This window comes from Pseudidiomarina marina (assembly GCF_044807045.1).
In the GTDB taxonomy this organism is placed as follows: Bacteria; Pseudomonadota; Gammaproteobacteria; order Enterobacterales; family Alteromonadaceae; genus Pseudidiomarina; species Pseudidiomarina marina.
This window is the reverse complement of record NZ_CP085233.1, coordinates 561907-583880: the sequence shown is the minus strand read 5'-3', so window position 1 is coordinate 583880 and position 21974 is coordinate 561907. Positions and strand designations below refer to the sequence as shown.

Annotated in this window: 23 protein-coding genes; 14 read left to right on the top strand and 9 right to left on the bottom strand. The window is 48.7% G+C overall.

Going from position 1 to position 21974, the window contains the following annotated elements; translation table 11 throughout:
• Positions 1-2: 2 nt before the first annotated feature.
• The 8 genes from LG272_RS02825 (at position 3) to LG272_RS02790 (ending at position 8629) form a co-directional block, all read left to right on the top strand.
• A complete protein-coding gene (locus tag LG272_RS02825) occupies positions 3-881 on the top strand; it encodes a Dam family site-specific DNA-(adenine-N6)-methyltransferase (RefSeq protein WP_404409529.1) in 879 nt (292 codons plus the stop codon).
• On the top strand, positions 878-1324 hold the full coding sequence (locus LG272_RS02820; RefSeq protein ID WP_404409527.1) for a GNAT family N-acetyltransferase: 447 nt from the start codon (positions 878-880) through the stop codon (positions 1322-1324). Before LG272_RS02825 ends, LG272_RS02820 begins: the two co-directional genes overlap by 4 nt.
• Positions 1321-2001: a class I SAM-dependent methyltransferase gene (locus LG272_RS02815; protein WP_404409525.1), complete on the top strand. Its 681-nt coding sequence runs from the start codon at positions 1321-1323 to the stop codon at positions 1999-2001. The genes LG272_RS02820 and LG272_RS02815 overlap by 4 nt, the downstream gene beginning before the upstream one ends.
• Complete coding sequence (locus LG272_RS02810) at positions 1994-2476, top strand: peroxiredoxin (RefSeq protein ID WP_126759994.1); 483 nt, start codon at positions 1994-1996, stop codon at positions 2474-2476. Before LG272_RS02815 ends, LG272_RS02810 begins: the two co-directional genes overlap by 8 nt.
• Positions 2477-2480: 4 nt before the next feature.
• The gene (locus LG272_RS02805; RefSeq protein ID WP_404409523.1) at positions 2481-3671 is read left to right on the top strand and encodes an NAD(P)/FAD-dependent oxidoreductase; all 1191 of its coding nucleotides are present in this window, start codon (positions 2481-2483) and stop codon (positions 3669-3671) included.
• 121 nt (positions 3672-3792) lie between these two features.
• Entirely contained in the window at positions 3793-4620 is an 828-nt protein-coding gene (locus LG272_RS02800) for a MipA/OmpV family protein (RefSeq protein WP_404409521.1), read from the top strand.
• Positions 4621-4743: 123 nt separating this feature from the next.
• Positions 4744-5940, top strand: a complete 1197-nt coding sequence (locus LG272_RS02795) for an EAL domain-containing protein (protein WP_404409519.1) — start codon at positions 4744-4746, stop codon at positions 5938-5940.
• Between the two features lies 1 nt (position 5941).
• A complete protein-coding gene (locus tag LG272_RS02790) occupies positions 5942-8629 on the top strand; it encodes a PAS domain-containing protein (protein WP_404409517.1) in 2688 nt (895 codons plus the stop codon).
• Here the strand turns inward: LG272_RS02790 and dbpA are convergent.
• From dbpA to LG272_RS02750, 8 genes are all read right to left on the bottom strand, one after another.
• The gene (gene dbpA / locus LG272_RS02785; RefSeq protein ID WP_404409515.1) at positions 8626-10014 is read right to left on the bottom strand and encodes an ATP-dependent RNA helicase DbpA; all 1389 of its coding nucleotides are present in this window, start codon (positions 10012-10014) and stop codon (positions 8626-8628) included. The genes LG272_RS02790 and dbpA overlap by 4 nt on opposite strands.
• Positions 10015-10077: 63 nt before the next feature.
• Entirely contained in the window at positions 10078-10764 is a 687-nt protein-coding gene (locus tag LG272_RS02780) for an SGNH/GDSL hydrolase family protein (protein WP_404409513.1), read from the bottom strand.
• Positions 10765-10777: 13 nt separating this feature from the next.
• Positions 10778-11506, bottom strand: a complete 729-nt coding sequence (locus tag LG272_RS02775) for a DsbA family protein (protein WP_404409511.1) — start codon at positions 11504-11506, stop codon at positions 10778-10780.
• Entirely contained in the window at positions 11503-12012 is a 510-nt protein-coding gene (locus LG272_RS02770; protein ID WP_404409509.1) for a protein disulfide oxidoreductase, read from the bottom strand. The genes LG272_RS02775 and LG272_RS02770 overlap by 4 nt, the downstream gene beginning before the upstream one ends.
• Positions 12009-14081, bottom strand: a complete 2073-nt coding sequence (locus tag LG272_RS02765) for a protein-disulfide reductase DsbD family protein (protein ID WP_404409507.1) — start codon at positions 14079-14081, stop codon at positions 12009-12011. Before LG272_RS02765 ends, LG272_RS02770 begins: the two co-directional genes overlap by 4 nt.
• 75 nt (positions 14082-14156) lie before the next feature.
• Positions 14157-14525 carry a hypothetical protein gene (locus LG272_RS02760; protein WP_404409505.1) on the bottom strand — a complete coding sequence of 123 codons (369 nt, stop codon included), beginning with the start codon at positions 14523-14525 and terminating at the stop codon, positions 14157-14159.
• 138 nt (positions 14526-14663) lie between these two features.
• Entirely contained in the window at positions 14664-15434 is a 771-nt protein-coding gene (locus LG272_RS02755) for an SDR family NAD(P)-dependent oxidoreductase (protein WP_404409503.1), read from the bottom strand.
• 96 nt (positions 15435-15530) lie between these two features.
• On the bottom strand, positions 15531-16088 hold the full coding sequence (locus LG272_RS02750) for a TMEM165/GDT1 family protein (protein ID WP_126759985.1): 558 nt from the start codon (positions 16086-16088) through the stop codon (positions 15531-15533).
• Positions 16089-16249: 161 nt separating this feature from the next.
• On the opposite strand from LG272_RS02750, the gene LG272_RS02745 reads away from it, so the two are divergent.
• Together LG272_RS02745 and LG272_RS02740 are read left to right on the top strand one after the other, a co-directional pair.
• A complete protein-coding gene (locus LG272_RS02745) occupies positions 16250-16840 on the top strand; it encodes a hypothetical protein (protein WP_404409500.1) in 591 nt (196 codons plus the stop codon).
• Between the two features lie 72 nt (positions 16841-16912).
• On the top strand, positions 16913-17827 hold the full coding sequence (locus LG272_RS02740) for a surface lipoprotein assembly modifier (protein WP_404409498.1): 915 nt from the start codon (positions 16913-16915) through the stop codon (positions 17825-17827).
• Positions 17828-17837: 10 nt separating this feature from the next.
• On the opposite strand, the gene LG272_RS02735 is transcribed toward LG272_RS02740, so the two are convergent.
• The gene (locus LG272_RS02735; RefSeq protein ID WP_404409496.1) at positions 17838-19190 is read right to left on the bottom strand and encodes a S8 family serine peptidase; all 1353 of its coding nucleotides are present in this window, start codon (positions 19188-19190) and stop codon (positions 17838-17840) included.
• A gap of 154 nt (positions 19191-19344) precedes the next feature.
• Here LG272_RS02735 and LG272_RS02730 point away from each other — a divergent pair, with 154 nt between their 5' ends.
• From LG272_RS02730 to fnr, 4 genes are all read left to right on the top strand, one after another.
• Complete coding sequence (locus LG272_RS02730) at positions 19345-19881, top strand: RNA polymerase sigma factor (RefSeq protein ID WP_126759981.1); 537 nt, start codon at positions 19345-19347, stop codon at positions 19879-19881.
• Complete coding sequence (locus tag LG272_RS02725) at positions 19871-20605, top strand: hypothetical protein (protein ID WP_404409494.1); 735 nt, start codon at positions 19871-19873, stop codon at positions 20603-20605. The genes LG272_RS02730 and LG272_RS02725 overlap by 11 nt, the downstream gene beginning before the upstream one ends.
• 15 nt (positions 20606-20620) lie before the next feature.
• Positions 20621-21142, top strand: a complete 522-nt coding sequence (locus LG272_RS02720) for a CC0125/CC1285 family lipoprotein (RefSeq protein WP_404409492.1) — start codon at positions 20621-20623, stop codon at positions 21140-21142.
• A 120-nt stretch (positions 21143-21262) separates the two neighbouring features.
• Entirely contained in the window at positions 21263-21967 is a 705-nt protein-coding gene (gene fnr, locus LG272_RS02715) for a fumarate/nitrate reduction transcriptional regulator Fnr (protein WP_241967997.1), read from the top strand.
• The last annotated feature ends 7 nt before the right edge of the window (positions 21968-21974 follow it).

The following is a 21974-nucleotide window of genomic DNA, read 5'->3' as shown; positions in this document are numbered from 1 at the left end:
GCATGACGAAGCAGCGCGCCTTTCTGAAATGGGCAGGCGGTAAGTACAACCTCATTGAGTCAATCACCGCGGTTTTGCCTGACGGCAATAAGCTGATTGAGCCGTTTGTTGGCGCTGGCTCGGTATTTCTTAATACCGATTATCCGAAATACTTACTCAACGATGTGAATCCTGACTTAATCACACTGTTCAAGTTTGTGAAACGTCGTCCCAAGCGCTTTATTGACGATGCCCGTAAGCTATTTAGCATGGCAAATAATACGCCTGAAGCATACTATGCGCTGCGCCAACAATTTAATGCGAGCTCCGATCCGTACGAGCGTTCTTTGCTGTTTTTGTATCTCAATCGCCATGGCTATAACGGCTTGTGTCGCTATAATTTGTCGGGGCAATTTAATGTGCCATTTGGACAGTATCAGCGTCCTTATTTTCCGCAGGCAGAAATCGAATTTTTCGCTGAAAAAGCACAACGCGCCACCTTTACCTGCATGGGCTTTGAACAAGTGTTTCGCCGCGCGCGAAAAGGCGATGTGGTCTACTGCGATCCACCCTATGCGCCGCTCAGCTTAACCGCTAACTTTACCAGTTACGCTTGTGGTGGCTTTGGTATGGATGACCAAACAGAATTAGCACGTCGTGCCGAACATACGGCGAGAAAACGAGGCATTCCGGTGGTGATTAGTAATCATGATACTGAGTTTACTCGGTTACTTTATAAGAATGCCGAATTAGAAAGCCTGCAAGTGGCACGGTTTATAAGTCCTAAAGGCGACAGTCGCGGAAAAGTCGCCGAACTCTTGGCACTGTATCAGCATGACCGCAATAATGTCGTCGCCCTTACTCCGAAAATAGGACCTGAATTACGGAAGCGTTTACGATGAACTGGCAGTTAAAGGCTTTTGCAGAACTCACGACCACCGAGCTTTATGACATTATTCAGCGCCGCGAGCAGGTGTTTGTGGTTGAACAGACCTGTCCTTATTTAGATGCCGACGGCACTGATGTAAACGCCCTGCATTTATGGGCCAATAGCGATACCGAAACAGTCGTTGCCTACGCTCGTATATTTCTTGGTGAGGGTGGTGATGGCTACAGCCGTATCGGTCGTGTTCTCACTGCACAGTCAGTTCGTCGTTTAGGTCTCGGTCGTGAATTGATGCAACGCGCACTTGAAGTTTGCCACACTTACACACCAACACTGCCAATTCGCTTGGGCGCACAAGTGTATTTGCGGGCGTTTTATGAAAGTTTTGGTTTTGTTGCTATTAGCAAAGAATACCTAGAAGACGATATTCCGCATATCGATATGGAACGTCAGCCATGAGCGACACCCCATCCGACAGCGCCTTCGTTCTTGAACAAAGCGTGGAAGGGTTACAACTGCGTTGGTTAGACCAACCGAAAATGCACCCGCTACGCATTGATTTCTTAACCGGTAAAACCGCATTTCGTGCCGCGCAAGCGCGCATCAAAGACGAAGCGATTGCGCGTGCGTGCGGTCTGCACAAGGTGAAAAACCCAAGCATTTTAGATGCAACCGCAGGATTGGGCCGCGATGCCCAAGTATTAGCGCAATTAGGCGCAACTGTCGGCTTAAACGAACGGCACCCCATAGTCAAACAGCTACTCGCTGACGCCTTAGTGCGTTTGCACCAAGCCATGCCAGAGTGGCAGCATCGACTATACTTGGTAGACGTTAGCAGCTTAGACGAGATTGCAGACGACAGTTTTGACGTGGTTTATTTGGATCCGATGTACCCAAAAGGTGATCGCAAAGCCAAAGCAGCCGTAAAGAAAGACATGCAAATGTTTCAACAGCTCGTCGGTGCCGATGACGACGCCGACGAGTTGTTGCAACCTGCGCTACGAATAGCTCGTCAGCGGGTGGTTGTAAAACGCCCCCAGCATGCTGACTTTTTAGCTGGTGTTTCACCGCATGCCCAAGTGGTAAGCAAGAAGCACCGCTTTGATCTTTATTTTCCGGAGCAACATCATGATTAAAACGAATGACAGAATTCCAGCAGGTACGTTAACTGCGCTTGGCGATGTGGGTATGCAACAATTTAACCCGGCGGAATTATTTGCCAAAGGCACGCACATTTTATTCGCCGTGCCGGGTGCATTCACCCCAACTTGCTCTGAAAAGCATTTACCAAGCTTTGTGAAGCACGCCAATGATTTGCGCGCACAAGGCGTACAAACCATTGCTTGCGTTGCGGTAAACGATGCTTTTGTGATGAAAGCTTGGGGTAAAGCACTGAACGTTGATGACAGCGTGATGTTGTTATCAGACGGTGATGCTGCTTACCACCAAAAATTAGGTTTAACAAAAGAAACCGGTAGCTTCGGGGGCACACGTGCTGAGCGCTATGCCATGGTCATTACCGACGGCGTGATTACCCACTTATTTGTTGAAGACGAAAAAACCTACGGCGTCAGTAGCGCTGAGCACGTACTCGAAGCCCTACAGGGTTAATGCCGTGTCGCAGTCTGCCGTACATGATGTGATTGTGATTGGGGCCGGCGCAGCTGGCTTGCATTGTGCGGCAACTGCAGCAAAGCGTGGTCGACGGGTACTGGTACTCGACCACGCCAAGCAAGCCGGTAAGAAGATTTTGATCTCGGGCGGTGGCCGCTGCAATTTCACCAATATGTACGCTAGCCCCGAGAACTATCTCTCCGAAAATCCGCATTTTTGTAAATCGGCACTGAGCCGCTATACCCAGTGGGACTTCATTGGATTAGTGAACGATTACGGCCTTGCTTATCACGAGAAGACTCTTGGCCAACTGTTTTGCGACAACAGCGCCAAAGACATCGTCAATATGTTGATGCAAGAGTGCAGCAAGCATGGCGCTCATGTGCAATTACGCACCGAAGTACTGAGCGTCGAGCACTCAGCGGACGGCTATTTTGTGAAAACCTCCCAAGGGCTTTTGCAAGCTGAGAAAATCGTTGTTGCGTGTGGCGGGTTGTCGATGCCAAAACTCGGCGCAACCCCACTCGGTTATCAGCTCGCCGAACAATTTGGTCACCGTATTGTGCCCGTGCGGGCTGGACTAGTGCCGTTTACCTTGCACGAAGCCGACAAACAGCGCTATGCGGAACTCTCTGGGCTCTCGGTCGATGTCGTTGCCAGTAACCAGCGTGCCAGCTTCAAAGAAGCGATGTTGTTCACCCACCGCGGCGTATCAGGTCCTTCTATGCTTCAGATATCATCGTACTGGCACCCTGGTGAGTCAATTGAAGTAAACCTGCTTCCGCACGATGACGTGTTCGCTCAACTCAACGAACTACGCCAAAGTCGACCACGCATGAGTTTGCGCACCGCCATTCAAGAATGGTTTCCAAAACGTCTCGCACTCACGTTGTGCGAGCAGTATCAGTGGCCCGATAAGAATCTCGCCGACTGCAATAATGCGCTACTTCAACAAGTGGCAGATACCCTGCACCAATGGCCTTTAAAACCAAATGGCACCGAGGGCTACCGTACCGCAGAAGTCACGCTCGGTGGCGTTGATACCAACGAAGTGAGTTCGAAAACCATGGAAAGCCGCTTGCAGCCTGGCTTGTATTTCATTGGTGAAGTCCTCGATGTCACTGGTTGGTTAGGTGGCTACAACTTCCAGTGGGCGTGGTCGAGCGGCTGGGTTTGCGGCGAGAGTTTGTAGTCTCTCTAGGGTTCGTTCTTCCAACATAAAATGCTTATCGGTGATCTACCCCCTTCAGCTTTCAGTACTATACTCAAGCTCTGAGCAGTGATTTGACCCATTCGGTGGTGGAGGAAGTTCTATGAAAAAGTCTATTAGTTTGTTATCGGCACTCGTACTGTCCGCGTTATTGTCTCCTACAGCATTAGCGCAGGAAGAGAAAACCGCGTTAGTGCCGTTACCTTCACTTGATGATTTTACCCGCGGTGAAGATGGTTGGGCGGTCGGACTTGGCCTCGGCATTGAATATGAATCAGCTTATGAAGGTTCCGATGAATTCGGCTTCGAAATCGACCCTGCTGGTGCCGTGCAATGGCGCAAAGGTGACAACATTTTCTACTTTGCGGGCGAAGCATTAGGTTGGCGCGGTCTTCGCAATGACGTCTGGTTATTTGAAGCTACCGTGGGTTTCGATGAAGGCCGCGAAGAGGCTGATTCGGACGACGGCCGCCTGAATGGCCTCGGCGATTCGGATGAAGGCGCTGAATTTGTCTTGCAAGCACGCCGGGCGTTTAATGCTGACTGGCGTTATTGGCTTGATGGTCGCATTATCGCCGGTGAGGACGGCAATATTGGTCTATTCGGTGTAGGCCGTCGTTTCGGTGAGCAAAATGATGGCACCGGCTCTGAATTAGCCGTTGTTGCGGTTTACCACGATAGCGATCGGGCTAATAAAGATTTTGGCATTACCGCAGCGCAATCTGCCGCATCGGGTCTGCCTCAAACAAACCTAAGTAGCGGCATCCGTTCAGTTGGATTGCACTACAATTATCGCCAATATGTCGCCGAAAATTGGTTGGTTTTCGTTGAGGGTCTTTATGAGCACTACCTTGGTGATGTTGCGGATAGCCCAATTACCCGGAACAACTATGAAGCAGAATTAGGCGTCGGATTTATTTACTTGTTCTAATTCAGCAGTTCTCACCGTGGTTGCGGCCACGGTGAGTTTAATTCAGATAATTTTTAATTTTTTGTGTTCACCTCGCTCCAGATAATATATCGTTAATTCATCGACCATGAATTAGGTATTCATATGGTACTAACTACCGGGCGACTGCTCGTATTAGATGATGACCACCAAGTAAGTTCAACCATTCGGGAAATGGCCCAAGCCGCAGGTTTTACCGCTAAATCATGTACATCTCCCGATGAGTTTTTCGCACAAATTCCAGAGTTCAGGCCAACCCATATCATTCTTGATCTAGCCATGCCCGCAATCGACGGTGTAGAAGTGATGCGAAGGCTGGCGAATGAGCAATGTAGCGCAACGATCATCATCGTCAGTGGGCTCGGTGAAAAGGTATTGAACTCGGCCCGTACGGCAGCACGCGAGAGTGGTTTAAGGGTTGCGGGTGTACTCACCAAGCCCTTCCGTATCAGCGCTCTACGAACCCTTCTCAATTCATACTCTACACCTCACAACGAGAATTCAAACACAAAATCCTCGACTGAACTTAGCCAAGATGAATTGCAAGATGCGTTGGATCACATGCGCCTCGAAGTTTTTTATCAACCACAAATTAGCTGCCAAGACCGAGCCGTGAAAGGGTTTGAGGCATTGGTGAGAATGAAAAGCCCAGCGGGCGAAATGATTTCCCCCGATCGCTTTATTGGTGTAGCTGAGCGTACCGGTTTAATTCATCAACTGACGCAGCAGGTATTTGCGCAAGCGATCAGCTGGTTTGCTGATAATTTGGGCAATACCTCTTATTGTTTATCACTCAACACGTCGCCAAGTATTCTAGCCGATGCAGAATATCCACAAACGCTGGCTAATTTATGTCGGCAACACCGACTGTCGCCGGGGCGCGTGAAGCTAGAGATCACTGAAACAAGTACTGCAGAAAATCCATCGATGGCGCTTGAGTTGTTAACTCAATTGCGGGTCAAAGGATTTCTACTTGCCATCGATGATTTTGGGGTGGGTTATTCCTCACTTGAGCAACTCGTGCGACAGCCTTTTTCCGAGCTAAAAATTGACAAGAACTTCATTATTCCATTGGCTAAATCAGAAGAATCTCGTCGTATTGCGGCCTCACTGATTGCGCTTGCCAAAGCGCTGAAGCTAACGACTACCGCCGAAGGTATCGAAGATGAACAGAGTCTTGCATATCTTGCTGAGGCAGGTTGTGACCAAGCCCAAGGTTTTTTTATCGGCCGCCCAATGCCACCAGAGAAGTTATTGGAATGGCTTAAAAATTACCGCCAAATCTATGCTGTGAGAACCTAAAATGAGCGTTTATGCTGTCGACTTTCCAAGCCTCTTTACGCAAACCCCAACTCAGCTATTAATTCTTGAGCCGAAACCTGAAGAGTTTTTGATTGTCGCGGTCAGTGATGCCTATCTCCGCGCAACCATGCGTCAACGTGACGAACTGGTCGGTAAACCTTTATTTGAAGCGTTTCCAGCTGATCCGAACGACTCTCCAACTGATAACGGCACGCACGTGCTCGATGGCTCTTTACGCCGAGTTATTGCAACCAAACAGCCCGATACCATGCCCATCGTTCGCTACCCGATTGAACAACCAAAAGAAGAAGGCGGTGGTTTTGTTGAGCGATTTTGGCAAGTCACTAATTCGCCCGTTTTTGATGATGCTGGAAACATCAGTTACATCATTCACAACCCCCAAGATGTGACCGCCCAAGTGCGAGCAGAGCAGCAATCTCACCAAGCAGATTTACTAGCACGACTCGCTGGTAAGTTTGCAAAACTTGGTTGGTGGCGTTTTCAGGCGGATCCTCCGCAGTTATTTTGGAGCGATGAAACTGCCACTATTCATGACGAAAAACCCGGCTTTGCGCCTGAAGTAGCTGACGCCATCAAGTTTTACAAGCCAGAGTATCGCGACCAAGTGGAAGCAGAATTCACAGACTGTCTTACCAAAGGGAAGCCATTTGATATTATCACCGAGTTAGAGACGGCCAAGGGTCGCGAGTTATGGGTTCGTAGTATTGGTGAAGCGGAACGTGATAGTAGTGGCAAAGTTGTTGCTGTCAGAGGAGCTTTTCAGGATATTTCGGACTTAGTTGAGGCGCGCGGGCAGTTGGAAAAAGTGAGTGCTCAGTTACGGCAAACACTCGAGAATATAAGTGATGCATTTTTTATGCTTGACCCAAATTGGCAGTTTGTCTTCGTCAATTCACAGGCCGAAAAGTTACTGCGCGCCTCCTCAGAGTCGTTAGTGGGTCATTCCATCTGGGAAAAGTTTCCGGGTGCGGTTGGCTCGAGATTTGAGAAAGAATATCGCAAAGCGGTTGAACACCGTACCACGGTGCGATTTACCGAATTCTACCCACCGCTGGATTACTGGGTGCAAGTAAATGCTTATCCGACTCAAGATGGGCTTGCGGTGTATTTTCGTGATGCGACTTCAGAAATTCTTGCTGAGAATGAATTACGGCGAAATAAAGAGCGATTAGATCTCGTTATTAAAGCCACCAATGACGTAATTTGGGATTGGGATGTGGTAGCAAATACACTTTGGTGGAGTGAAGCGCTGACAGAGCAATTCGGCCACCCCCGTTCACCACTAGGTGACTCCCCAGAAACTTGGTTGAACCATATTCATCCAGACGATGCTGAGTGGGTAGAAAAAGCGTTCTTTCATGCCTTGAACACAGCAACTACGAGCAACTGGAATAGTGACTATCGCTTCTTGAGAGCCGATGGTTCGGTGGCCTATGTGAGCGACCGCTGTTACTTTTCGCGTAACGATGACGGCAAGGCAATTCGTATCATTGGTAGCTTACTTGATGTGACGGAACGACGCGAATTGGATGAACGGTTACATCAATCACAAAAAATGGAAGCGGTTGGTCAATTAACCGGCGGGATAGCACATGATTTCAATAACTTACTGACCGTTATTTTGGGTAATGCCGAGTTAATAGCTGAGCAACTTGACACTTCCAACTCACTTAAATCGCTTGCGGAAATGACGGTGAGTGCGGCTGAACGCGGCTCAGAATTAACCAATCGATTACTTGCCTTCGCACGGCGCCAGCCACTCGAGCCGAAGCCCACGCAAATTAATACCTTGCTGAGAGGTATGCTACCACTCATTAAGCGCACGCTATCCGAAGATATAGAAATAGAGTTGCTGACCGAAACCGCACTTTGGCTTGCCGATATTGACGTCTCACAACTTGAGTCGGCTATTTTAAATTTATCGATAAACGCTCGCGATGCGATGCCGAAAGGTGGAACGTTAACCATTGAGAGCGCCAACACCTTTCTTGACGATGAATACAGTCAGGCACACGAAGACGTGAAGCCCGGAGAATATGTACTCATCTCAGTTTCAGATACAGGCTTCGGTATGACGCCAGAAACTATTCGACAAGCGTTCGAGCCTTTCTTCACGACCAAAGCGCGTGGCAAAGGCAGTGGCTTGGGGTTAAGTATGGTGTACGGCTACGTCAAACAATCAAATGGCCACATCAAAATTTATTCCGAAGTTGATGTTGGCACCTCCATTAAAATTTATTTACCACGGGTTTACGTTGAGGCGCCAGCTGAGATTGGAGCAACTCATCGATCGATTACAGGGGGTCAAGAACGTATTTTGATTGTGGAAGATGATGAACTTGTGCGCCAGCATGTGGTGAATCAACTTCGTGACTTTGGTTATCAAATAAAAGCCGCCAGTTCTGCCCAAGAAGCACTCGATATTCTCAAAAATGAACAATTTGATTTGTTGTTTTCGGACGTGGTGATGCCAGGCGGTATGAATGGTCCACAGCTGGTCAAGCAAACTCAGAAACTTTATCCAGCCATGAAGGTTTTGTTTACATCGGGCTACACTGAAAATGCCATTGTGCATCACGGCCGACTAGACCCCGGGGTGAAGCTATTGAGTAAGCCGTATCGCCGCCAAGATCTTGCCGATAAAATTCGCGAGGTGCTCGATAGTTAAAGGGCGCGAGCGCGAAAGCGTTTGCCCTTAATTTTATCGTTATTGATGAGGTTGAGCGCGTGCTTGGCAGCGCCCTGTTCAACGGTAACAAACGCCCAATTACTCTGAACTTTTATTTTTCCAATGTGCTGCATGGTTAACTTATTATCGCGCGTCAGTGCGCCAACAATATCGCCAGGCCGTAGCTTGTCTTTCTTGCCTCCACTTAACTGCAACGTCACCCAGCCTGATTGAAGCGGCTTACTTGCCGCTGATGCTGTCGGTAATGGTTGCAGCCGAATCGGTTCCGCAAAATCATCTTCTAACAGACGTAGTTTGTAGTCATCTTGCGCACCGACTAAGGTAATGGCCAAACCCTCAGCGCCAGCGCGACCGGTACGACCAATGCGGTGGGTGTGAGTGTCTAAATCATGCGCAATGTTCACGCTAATCACTAAATCGAGCTCAGCAATATCGAGCCCTCGCGCAGCAACATCGGTTGCCACTAACACACGCGCACTTCCGTGGCTGAATTGCACCATGGTCTGATCACGGTCTTTCTGTTCAAGATCGCCGTGGAGCGCAAGTGCGCTAAAACCTTTACCAATAAGTTTATCGGCAATTCGCTGTGCTTCCGCTTTGGTATTGCAAAACGCCATGCAGTTTTGCGGCTGCTGGTTCAATAAGATTTGCTGCACCGCATACGCCGAATCGGTGTCATCTAATTGGTAAAACACTTGGCTTATTTTAGCTTGGGTTGGCGCTTCTGCTACTTTGAGCAGTTGCGCATTCTTCGATACTTGTTCAGCTAACTGTTTAATACCCTTTGGATAAGTCGCACTAAATAAAAGGTTCTGACGGGAATTCGGCGTTTTCGCCACAATTGCACGAAGCTCATCTTGAAAGCCCATTTCGAGCATTCTATCGGCTTCATCTAACACCAAGGTTTGCAGCTTGGCGAAGTTCAAACGCTTTTGATTTAAGTGATCAAGTACACGTCCTGGTGTTCCCACTAACACATGAGCACCATGCTCTAACGACGCAATTTGATTCCGCGTCGGCACGCCGCCACAAAGCGTCAACACCTTAACGTTAGCCATGTTTTTAGCGAGCTTACGAATCGCTTCAGCCACCTGCTCGGCCAGCTCGCGAGTTGGGCACAGCACTAACGCTTGTGGCGCAAATTCGGTCACTTCCAGTTTGGCTAGAATTCCTAACGCGAACGCAGCAGTTTTCCCAGACCCTGTTTGTGCCTGCACCACCACATCATCACCACGCAGTAGCAACGGCAAGCTCATTGCTTGAACCGGGGTCATCTGCTGATAGCCCGCCTCGTCTAGGCTTTTTAGAAGTTCGTCGGTAAGGCCAACTTCTGAAAATTGTGGAGTGGGTACGGTTTTTGACATGGTGGGATTCTTCTTAATCGGGTAGCGAGGCGCAAGTATAACAGAGATGAACGGATTAAATGCTTAGATTTCTCGAATGGCGTGTGCCCATAGTTTTGCAGCTTTCGGCGATGGGTGAAAGCCATCCTCGGCCATGTAATCGGGCTCAAACGGAAGATCTAGTGCAAGATACTCGCAATTATTTTGTTCGCAGTGACGTTGCAATGCGTTATCTAAACGACGTGCCTGCTGACCTATAAACCAGCGCAGCGGCTGCGGTAACGCTGGGAATTTGTGCATGGGTGGCAAGGCCGTAAACACAATACGTTTTGCGCGGCGTTGTTCACGCAAATACTGAGTAAGTGCCTGCAAATCGTGACGCCAATCAGATAAAGCGGTGCGCCGAGTGACATCATTCACTCCCGCCGAAATTAACACCAAATCAAAAGGCTCGGTTTCAGATTGTTGCTGAGCCAACTGCAAAATACCGGCGCAGGTTAAGCTTGATTGCGCCCATAATTGCCAGTGAACTTGATAATATTCCGCCGCTCGAGCGACGAGATGACCACACACGGCTTCTTCTTGTGTGTTACATCCAACGCCTGCAGCAGCGGAATCGCCGAGTATAAGTAATCGAAAACGGTTACTTTTTCCCTGAACACCCGCACGAGCGCCAGCCGCTTCCGGCAAACGCAGTGTGTTTTTTCGAACTTGACGCCCCTGCCATATCAGCAGGGGCGCCAGCAGCACTAATGCGAGTTTTTGTAGCATTATTGGTTTCGCGCTATTGCGCGACCACTTGTTGAACAATTTTCTTCAGCTCAGCATATTCCACATAACCCGGAATGGTTTGTCCGCCAACCATAATTGCCGGCGTGCCGCGTAGCTGAAAATCAGAGAATACCCGATAGTTACGTTCGATAATGGTTGGCGTAGCTTTCGGGCTGTCTAGTTGCGAGCGAGTTCCTGTTTTGCGCGCAATTTGCTCCAGTGATTTGCCGGTATGCAACCCATTCTTTTTATAGAGAAGGTCGTGTACTTCAGCAAATTGTTCCGGCTGGTTTTGCCAAACATTTAAGGCAAAATTAGCTGGATTCAACTTGCCACCCTGCACACTTTGCTGACGCAGCGGCACCAGTACGTTGATGACTTTTACCTGCGGGAACTCGTCCACTAGTTTCTGCAAATGTGGCTCTAAACGTTTGCAATAAGGGCAATCATAGTCGGTAAAGACAATAACGGGTACATCACCGTTTTCTGCACCAAACCAAGGGTGCGCATCATCGTTATCGAGTAGCCACTTCCCATGCTCGCGCTGCGCCTGCTCGGCAGTTTTTTTGCTTGAAATGTATTGCTGCAAGCTATTTAAAACGCTTGGAATAACTTCAGGGTTTTGCTTCAGTAACTCGTTAATTTGCTCAAGCTGTTGTGATTGGTTTGCTGCTTGTTGCGCACTGGCTGCAACACTGACAAAAAACAACAACGAAAATACTGTGCTTAAAAGGTACTTCATAACTTCTCCAATTTTTGCATGAATTGCGCCCAAGTTAGACGCAACCATAAACCCACCGGCGTTGAGGCGCCGCTGGTATACGAAACAATTTCGCCGTCAGCAACAATCACTACCGTTGGCGTAGCGTTGATTTGCCAGCGACGTGCTAACTCACCGGTGTTATCGTTTACTGTGGAAAACTGATAATCATGGTGCTGCAAATAGCTTTTTACCCGAGCATCATTGCCGGAACGAATGGCGATACTGATTACTTCGTGCTCATCCGCAAGCCAATTGATGGATGGCGAAACCCAGTCGCACACTGGACACCAAGTTGCCCAAAAGTACAACAGTACGGGTTGCTCATGACTACGCGCAAGAACATCGTGCTGCTGCTCGTCGATAGTCACCACCGAGAGCGTCTCAATTGGACCTGACGGCAGGCCACGATTGCGCCAACTATCCACCGCGAAGCTAATGGCAATAAAGAGGGCAAGGTAAATGGCTAATTGCTTGAGAAATTTCATTGGCGCGCCTGCTCGATTGCTTTAAGTACCGCTTCATCGGTAAGTATTACTGGTAACGCAATACCGTTCGGCGCACCTGGTCCATAAACCTGATTAAACGGAACACCATAACGGTTGTAGCTACGCAAGTAATCAGTGATTTGGTCACTTGGTCGCGTCCAGTCCCCCTGCATCAGAACCATGTCGTCAGCACGTAACGCACTAGCTACCGGCTCTTGCAACAACACACCGATTTTATTGGCTTTACAGGTCACGCACCAATCGGCCGTAACATCTACAAATACCACTTGCCCTTGCGTAACGGCGCTGGCAATGGCGCTGGGCTGCAGTTGTTTCCAAGCATGTTCCTCAAGTTGCTTAGGATTGCTTGTCCAACTACTAATCAGCAAACCAACACCACTTAGTAAAAGCGTGCCGGCGATGGCGCCGATGACACCAGCTTGCCCGAATCGACGGTAAGCCAGTAACAGAGCCACTAACACAAATGACGCAACAATCAATGTAAACACGCCTGCGCTGACGTGGTTGCTCAACAAGCTAATCAACCAGGCCGTGGTGAGTAACAAGAGCAACGCAAAAATCCGATTCACCCATTTCAGCCAAGGCCCCGGTTTGGGGAGTTTCATTGCCACACTTGGCCATACGGCAACAGCTAGCCACGGCAATGCCATACCAACACCTAACGCTACAAAAATTAGCAGTAACTGTAGGTTAGATGCAGCTAGGGCAAAAGCCACTGCGGTTCCTAAGAATGGCGCCGTACAGGGTGTCGCCAGTAGCGTAGCGAACATGCCTTGAATAAAATGCCCGAGCGTTGATTGGTCACCTCGGGTTGCTACCCATTGCTGCATGCCCTGCGGTAACTGAATAGTCCACAAGCCACTCACTGACAGAGCAAACAAACCAATTACCAGTGCCATACCACCAATAAAATACGGGTTCTGGAATTGAATTCCCCAACCAATAGCGTGCCCGCCTAGCTTCAATAGCATTAGCATGATCGCCAGAATGACGAACGAGGTGATGATACCAAGTGCTGAAGCGATAAATTGACGACGTACTTGGTTACGCTCGCGCTCGGCTACAATCACCGACTGCAGCTTTAAGCCCAGCACCGGCAATACACACGGCATAATATTCAGAATAAGGCCACCCAGCAATGCCAACGGCAGCATCATCCACCAGCTTGTAGACACCGCAGATGGTTGCACGCTACCAGCAATAGCTTCGGCGCTCATTTCTGCACGAATCAGCTCATCCGCTATGGTCACCTGGAGTGTCTCTCCAGTTAATTCAGGCTGTTCGAGCCAATGCGAAATTGCAAACTTTGCGGTTAGTTCGTTGCCTTGTTGCTGCTGCTCTAATAGCTCAATGGTGAGGTCAGCGTAATCTTCGCGCAGGCTATCTACGAAAATACGTGGTTGTTGCCATTGCTCAGTATTCGTCACCGTTACCGCTAACTGCTGCTGTGACGCCGACCAAACCATGTCAGATACAGTCAATTGCGGGTGGTCACGATGGGGCAACGCGCTATGCGCTTGCTCATAGGCAAATAACCCATCCATGTCGGCATTCAACTCACTTGGGGTGAAGTTGAGGGCCAGTGGAAAGTCAGAGATCACGCAGATATTGGTGCAGCTGGCTAATGTCAGCAATCCTTCTAATGCCACTGGCTGCTGCCAATCTTCCACACTAATTTGCAGCGGGAAATTGATATCTCCTTGGTAACCAACGGTTTCGATACCCTGCACGTCAAAGCGCTCAGGCACTGGAAAGCGCCACGAAACATCGGTGATATTGGTGGAGTCAACTTGCCAAGCCAACTGTGGTGGCACCCCGCCTTCACCTGGCGTTCGCCAATAGGTTTTCCAATCATCCGCAAGCTTCACCTGCAACAAAGCAGCTACTTGCCGTTGTTCAGGATTGGTTTTTCCTGGAATCAGCAGCCGCACCTGAACTGGAGGGTGCTCTTCGAGTTGAATCCAATTCGTTGCAACTTGAGCCTGGGCACTAGCATTTAGTAGCCATAGCAGCATCGCAGCCAACCAGATTTTTAAAATATTCTTCATATAGTTATCTCATGTATTCATTCATACGTATCGCACATGTTGAGGATGTGCGCACAGAGCTAAATAATGTCTGTGTTATTCATTGAATACACAAAATAAAAGGTGGGGGCGACGTCGCCGGTAGCCTGGCGGCGCCTGGGAGTAACCAATAAAAAAGTGTCGAATAATGACCAGTAAGGCGATGCCGACAAACAACGATACTGCAGCGCCACCATCCAAGATATTCAGGTGGGCTTGTTGCAATAACTGCGACGAACTATCGCACTCGGCCACCACAACGGTGTTATCGATATCACCAGCCGTACTAGCTTGGTTATGATGTTGCGATTGCGGACAGCTTGCTGCGACCCAGTTACTTTGTTGGCCCCAACACAAAAACAGCACGCAAAATACCGCCATTAAGGCGGCAAAAGCACGTTTTTTGTCAGTACCAAATCGCAACATAAACCTCTTAACTCGTTCGCTTCGCTATTCGTTTTTCGTACGCTACGCTGTTCGTACGCTTCGCTGTTCGAACAGTGCGAAGCACGCACGAACAGTGAGCAAAGCGAACGCTCGAACAACGAACAACGAGCAACGATTTCAACTGGCGCCCATACCGCCGTCGACGCGATATTGGCAACCCGTAATAAAACTACTTTCATCAGACGCCAAAAACAAAACTAAGTTCGCAACGTCAATCGGCTCACCATAATGCTGCATTGGAATGATTTGTTCAAATTGACTTTGCACTTCTTTACCGTGACCAGGATTCATTGCCTCTTCAATAGCTCGCATCATGCGCGTATGAATGGGTGACGGATGCACAGAGTTAATGCGCACGCCAGATGGCGCTACCTCCAACGCGGCCGACTTAGTCAAGCCAACGACCGCATGCTTCGATGCAACGTAAGGGCTCATGTTGCCAAAGCCGTCCAAGCCCGCCACAGATGACATGTTGATAATACTACCCGACTTCGCCTTGAGCATGGATGGTAAGACGTACTTCATGCCAAGGAAAACGCCGCGAACGTTCACGGCCATCACGCGATCAAAGTGCTCTGCAGTTTGTTCATGAATCATTGCAGGTTTGCATTCGATACCAGCGTTATTCACGAGTACATCGATACTTCCAAAATGGGCTAACGTAGCTTGAACAAACTTTTGCACGTCCGACTCATTTGATACATCAGCAGCGACACTATAGACACGTTCAGCGTGCCCAAGCTCTTTTTCAGCAGCGTCTAAATCGGATTGGTGTAAGTCGACGAGACAAACTTTTGCGCCTTCGCGCAAAAATAATGCAGCGGTTGCAAGACCAATGCCCGCGGCACCGCCGGTAATAATGGCAACTTTATCTTCAAGACGGGGCATCGCACACCTCCAGTTTTCGTATATGTGCGATCAACTATAGATTAATTTCTGTGCAGTTTTATGATCATCGCTAAGTTTTTTGTCACTGCTTTCTCGTTACCAAAGCAACGCAACAATGCCGAGTAGGATAAACACTGCGGCAGCAATATAGCGCGCCAAATCGAGTGGTAACCTTTGCATTAGCTTAGCGCCTAACAATACCACTGGTACATTCGCTATCATCATGCCGAGCGTTGTGCCTAGAGTGACCGCGACAACACTGGTGTACTGAGCCCCAAGTACAATAGTAGCCACTTGTGTTTTGTCGCCTATTTCAGCAATAAAAAATAACACGGTGGTAGCAATAAAGGCGCCGTATTTACGTACTTCATTATGCTCATCATTGTCAGGCTTATCGGGAATTAGTACCCACAAACCTACGGCAATAAAGCACACCGCCACGATATAAGTCGCCATTTGTTCTGGCAACACACCCACAATCCAACTGCCAAACCACGCCGAGACGAAATGGTTTAATACCGTCGCCACAAAAATACCCGCAATAATCGACCATTTGTGGCGATACCGCGCCGCTAAAAACAAGCTTAGCAATTGCGTTTTATCGCCTATTTCAGCTAGGGCAACCGTGAGAGTTGAGGTGAGGAATGCGTCCAAAATATGCTCCTTGTGAGTCGGCGCGCATTTTATCGGCAATGGACCAGATCATCAACAAAGTATCCAACACGGCTTTGCACCGCCTTTACAAACTGGAGCGGAATAATGTGAGCTCATCCATCGTTATCGAGGTGTCATTACGACATAACGGAGGAATCATTATGAAAACCGTATTTAATTTAAACGTCATCGCCTTATCACTTGCTTTAACTTCAGGTGCAGCTTTCGCCCAAGACGCTTCTGTCAGCGCAAATGCTTCGGTTGCGGCGCAGCAATCAACGTCAGCAGAGGCCGACAACAATCGTGTTGAAGCTGATACCCAGATTTCTGCCAATGCGAACGCAAGTGCTTCAGCGCAAACACCACAACCCTCTATGGATAGTGATGCGCCAACTGAGGACGAACAGCCGGAAGATGAGCAAGCAGAAGAAGCTTCGGAAACCAGCAGTGAATTGTTAGCTGATGCTGAGCAGGATTTATCAGGTCAAGCTGATGCCTCACTTGAAACCGTTAATGGCGTGCAATCTGACGTTGTTAGCACCGTAGATGCAACAGCAAATGTTGCACAACAAACTGCCGGTACTGTCACTGCAACAGTCAATGACACGGTTTCATCAACGGTTTCAGGCGCAATCGAAACGGCTTCTGAGGCTGCCGTGACCGACAGCGTTAATGACACCATTAACAGCTCAGTGGAATCGACCGTTGATGCAGCGGTACGCAACACCATTCGCGGCAACATTGGTAACTAAGCTCGCCTGATTAACCCTGACGACATGGAGCTAGCCCTGCGCTAGCTCCATATTTTACTCGGAGGAATCACCATGAAAACATCAACTCTAATTCTCACTGTAGCTACCGTTAGTTTATTGCCTCGTATTGCCGTCGCAGAAGAACAAGGTTTTAGCTGGCAAGGTAAGCTTGAAGCAGGATATTTGTACGATAGTAACGTGACGGTGCGTGAGCTCGATACCACCACGAATGAATCCGATCAGGCAGCACAATTAAAAGGGAGTGTGTCGCTGAAATGGAACCCCTGGGCCAACTTGAATTTCAATACCGGTATTAACCACAGCCAAACTCTGTATCAATCACAGGATGAATTTGATTTAGCCATTACCACCATTCATGGCGATTTATCTTATGATTTCAGTGAATTCACCGTGGGCGTAAGTCGTCATGATGCTACGGCAGATCTTGCTGACCAAGCTTTTATGGATTACCAACAAGATGCGTTTTATCTTGCTCGCTTGTGGAGCTCACGTTGGTACTCTCGAATTGCGATTCAAGATATTGACAAATCGTTTAACCAAGTGCCCGATCGCAACGCAACTGCGCAGGCTATCGCGGGCGATATTTATTGGTTTACACCATCGGCGAAGAGTTTTGTGATGATTGGTTATACCTATCACGATGAAACCGCGACGAACCCTGAGTTGAGTTATCAGGAACCGCAGTATCGATTAACTTGGCAATCACAAACCACCGGCTGGGGTGGTGAGCATACCTGGCAAGTTCAATTACAGTGGCAGCAACGTGACTATGCGGCGCCAATGCAGCTTCTGGATGGTGCCGCACGTGAAGAGCAGCGTTTGACTGCGCGTGCACAGTGGAATATTCCGCTGGCTGCGGCATTGGAGCTGACGCCATCGCTTGAATATGTGGATAACCAATCGAACTTTGCCGACGTGGATTATGATGAGACCCTAGCCGGCATTAAACTGAGCTATTCGTTTTAAGGCGGCGTTATTATTGCGCCGTTAACAGACCAAATCCAAATACTGAATCACGCCCATTTTCGCCAAGATCAATCACGCGCTGCTGGAGTGCTTTTCGCACCTCAGTAGCGTTTTGTTGTGGATAGTCGTGCCAGATACACGCAGCAGCAGCGGCAACGACTGGAGCCGCCATCGACGTGCCCGTTTCATAGCCAACCTGACCATCGCGTCGCGCCGTTTTGACCTGTACTCCGCGCGCAGCAAACTCAACAAATTCACCTTGATTGGCCCAGCGGTAGATGGCGCCGTGAGTATCGACTGCGGTCACCGCAATAACCTCTTCATAGGCTGCCGGATAATTCGCCGGCGCCGCAGGGCCATCATTGCCAGCTGCTGCAATAAGCAAAATATTTTGTTCAGAAAGGCGTTTCACCGCCTGCTGTAATAACGTGTTTCCTGGCCCGGTTAGCGACAGATTAATGACGCGAACCTGTTGCTCAGCCAGCCAATTTAACGCCTCTAATAAAGGTAACAACGCAGCACCTTGTTGTAGTGCATTATGGCGATGAAATATGGCGGCACTATAAAGTTTAGCCTGAGGTACCAAGCTCTCGTAATCGTCATGTGAACCAATTAACAGACCAGCGATAGCAGTACCATGCGCGGTAGGTTGCGCCACACCATGCGTTAGAAAATCTTTCTGTACAATCGTTTGGTTAGTAAAAGCCGGATGCGCCGTGTCGACGGCGGTATCAATCATACCGATGGTGAGCGGCGCGTCGCACCAACGACGCTGAGTAGCTTGTACGGTGTTCGCACTGGCAGCCATGCTTTGCGTGTCATAAACATAATGACGTACTAACGATGCCGCAGCGGCTTTAGGTAATTGACGACGCAATAGTGCTTCATCATTGAATTCAGTCGGCACTTTAAATCGCAATACCGTGATACCAACCGCACCCAGTTTTTGCTTCGCGAGCATCTGTGCACCCATTTCTCGCAGCACTTCTTCAGTTTCATTTGATGCAACCACCAGCCATTCACGCTCAAGCACACGCGTGCCATCTTCCAAAGTAACTTCGGCAAATAATTCTTGGTTATTCTCACCAAGTACCGGTAACCGCGTGATGGTGTCATTGGTTAACGTCACTACCGCTTGATTGAATTTATGCATTGTTTCAGGTGCGCGCTCCTGCAGGTTTTCTTGAACACGTTCTTGTACTTGATTGCGTACTCGGTCCGTGGTGCGCTGAACATCCTGAAGCACAGGCTGTACTTGATTATCAAGCACTTGCGCTATCCCCGCTGTTGGTAAAATCAACGTTAACATGGTTAAGGTAAGGCATCGCTTTGTGATATGACGTGCTAGTTTAATAATCATCATGTTGTACCTCGTGCTGCGTAACAAGTGTGTACACCATTAACGGTTTCTAGCAAAAAAAATTCCGTTTCAATGGAATAAATGTGCGACATGGCTCGTTACCAAATTAACACAGAATGAAATTGACGCTTTCATTTCAGTCAACTTGGATAGAACGATGACAACAGCAAACTTGAAACAACAAATCAGTTCGATATTGCCGGCTTTACGGCGCTTTGCACTGTCGTTGTGTGGCAATGTTGCCGACGCCGACGATTTATTGCAAACCACCGTCGAACGCCTGTTAACCCGATCGGTACCCGACAATGCTGAGCTTATCGCTTGGGCATTTAAAGTATGCCGCAATGCGTGGATTGATGAGCACCGAGCACGTAAAGTTCGTGAAAATGCCATACACAACGAACAGCTGCAAGAATCCACCAGCGCAGATGATGTGCAGCGTATTCATGATCAGATGGCGTTACATCAAGTGGATGCAGCCCTCGAGCAGTTGGCGCCCGATCAGCGCGAGGCCATCGCCTTAGTGGCCATTCAAGGTTTGAGTTATCGTGAAGCCGCTGAAATTCTTGAGGTACCTACCGGAACCATTATGAGCCGTCTCGCTCGCGCCCGCAGTAAATTAGTTTCGTTATTGCAACCATCTCAAGTCGCCGACGGCACCAGTAGTAAAGGGGGAACACCTTATGTTCATTAATGATGAGAAGCTATCAGCATTCTTAGACGATGAACTTGAGGCAGCTGAGGCGGAGGGTATTCGCGCGCAGCTCGAACATGACGAAGAGCTCGCTGAACGCTTAGCGGCACTGGCTATGGCCGACCTACAAATTCGCGAGCGGGTTGATGAATTAAACGCACAGCCAATACCAGCGCGAGTTTACAACCTGCTTCACGAAGCCGACGAACAATCGAATGTGGTTTCATTAAGTCGCTGGTTGAAGCTGAAAAATACCGTGCAAAAGCATGTCGCACTGGCCGCCAGTATTACCTTAGTGGTTGGGTTTGGATTAGGGGTATGGACCTTGGCCCCAACAACTAACAGTGCCGACGCTGCGATTGCTGCGGCACTAGAAACACAGCCAAGTGGTCAGCCATTCGAGCTCGTTGCCGGCGCAACATTTACCGGACAGTTAACCTTTGTGGATAACCAGGGTGATTATTGCCGCCAGTATGAATTAACCCAGCAACAAAGCACAACCACGGCGATTCAATGCCGCCGCAATGGCACTTGGCAACGGGTAGCGAGTATGGAAGTCGCAACACCGGCACAGTCGGATAGCTATCAAACGGCAACAGATCAGCACGTGCTGGACCCAATTTTAGATCAAATGATGCGCTCGGCGCCATTAACGCCAGCGCAAGAACAAGAGACACTTAACGCTGCTTGGCGTTTGACATCGAAAGCTAGCCAGCAGCATTAAAAAAGGAGAACGACCATGAAAACACACATTGTTATGTTGTTCACATTAGCAAGCCTTGTACTTGTCGGTTGTAGCTCACAGCCTGATTACCGCAAAGCGGAAGGCTCCGGCTATGGCTACCAAGAAACTAAAATCTCGGATACGCAGTATCGCGTAAGTTTTAAGGCGCGCGGTTCTGACAAAACCAAAGCGATGGATTATGCGCTGCTACGAGCCGCTGAAGTAACACTGGAAAATGGTTATGACTGGTTTGTCGTCACACACCGTGAAACATTGATTGATCGTGAGCGCGTGAGCCCCGAATCAAGCATTGGCTACACCAGTTCGAATGACATGGTTACGCGCTGCGGGCTGATTTCGTGCACCACCACGCACTATCCGCGCGATACGTTTAGCGCCGGAGTTCATATTGGTGGTCGCAAATCGAGTGAAATTGAGAGTATTGTTGAAATAAAAATTGGCAAAGGTACCCGCCCTGACACCGATTACAGTTTCAACGCGCTTGAAGTGAAGGAAAATCTCAGTCCGAAAAACTAGTCCGATCTACCCCTTGAGAGGGATCTCGAGGGTACTCCTTCAGCGCAAGGTTAATTTGCAACTAGACTGCGTATACTGCATACATTGATATTTGATTTTGATCTGCATCAGGAAAACGTTATGGCGAATATGACTTCACACATTCATTGTCAAAATTGCAGCATGGCAGCGCTATGTTTACCGTATCAACTGGATCAAGATGGTATGGCGCGTTTAGATACAATCATTCAGCGCCACAAACCGATTCACAAACGCGACGTATTAGTGAATGCCGGTACACCACTAAAGTTTTTATACGCTGTTCGTAGCGGCTCACTTAAGTCGTATACCATTGATGACAATGGCGTTGAACAAATTATTGATTTTCACTTACCCGGCGATTTAATTGGCTTTGATGCGCTTGCCAACAGCGAACATCGGAGTTACACCCAAGCACTTGAAACCAGCATGTTGTGCGAAATTCCGGTGAGTTCATTAGATGATCTTGCGGAACAAATGCCGGGTTTACGCCGCCAAATGTGGCGCTTAATGAGTGGCGAAATTTTTACAAGTAAGCAGTTACTAGGAACACTCAACAACCGCTCAGCACAACAGCGCTTAGCTCACTTTCTGGTGACCCTTGCGGATCGTTTTAAAGAACGCGGTTTGTCGAGTCGGTCGTTCCGACTCACCATGACCCGTGCTGACATCGGCAATTACCTCGGCTTATCGGTTGAAACCATCAGCCGCATTCTGTCTGCGTTGCAGTTAGAAGGAGTGATTGACGTGCAAAACAAACTGGTCAACGTTATTGAACCAACCCGCTTACGCGAGTTGGCTCAATAACTCGTTA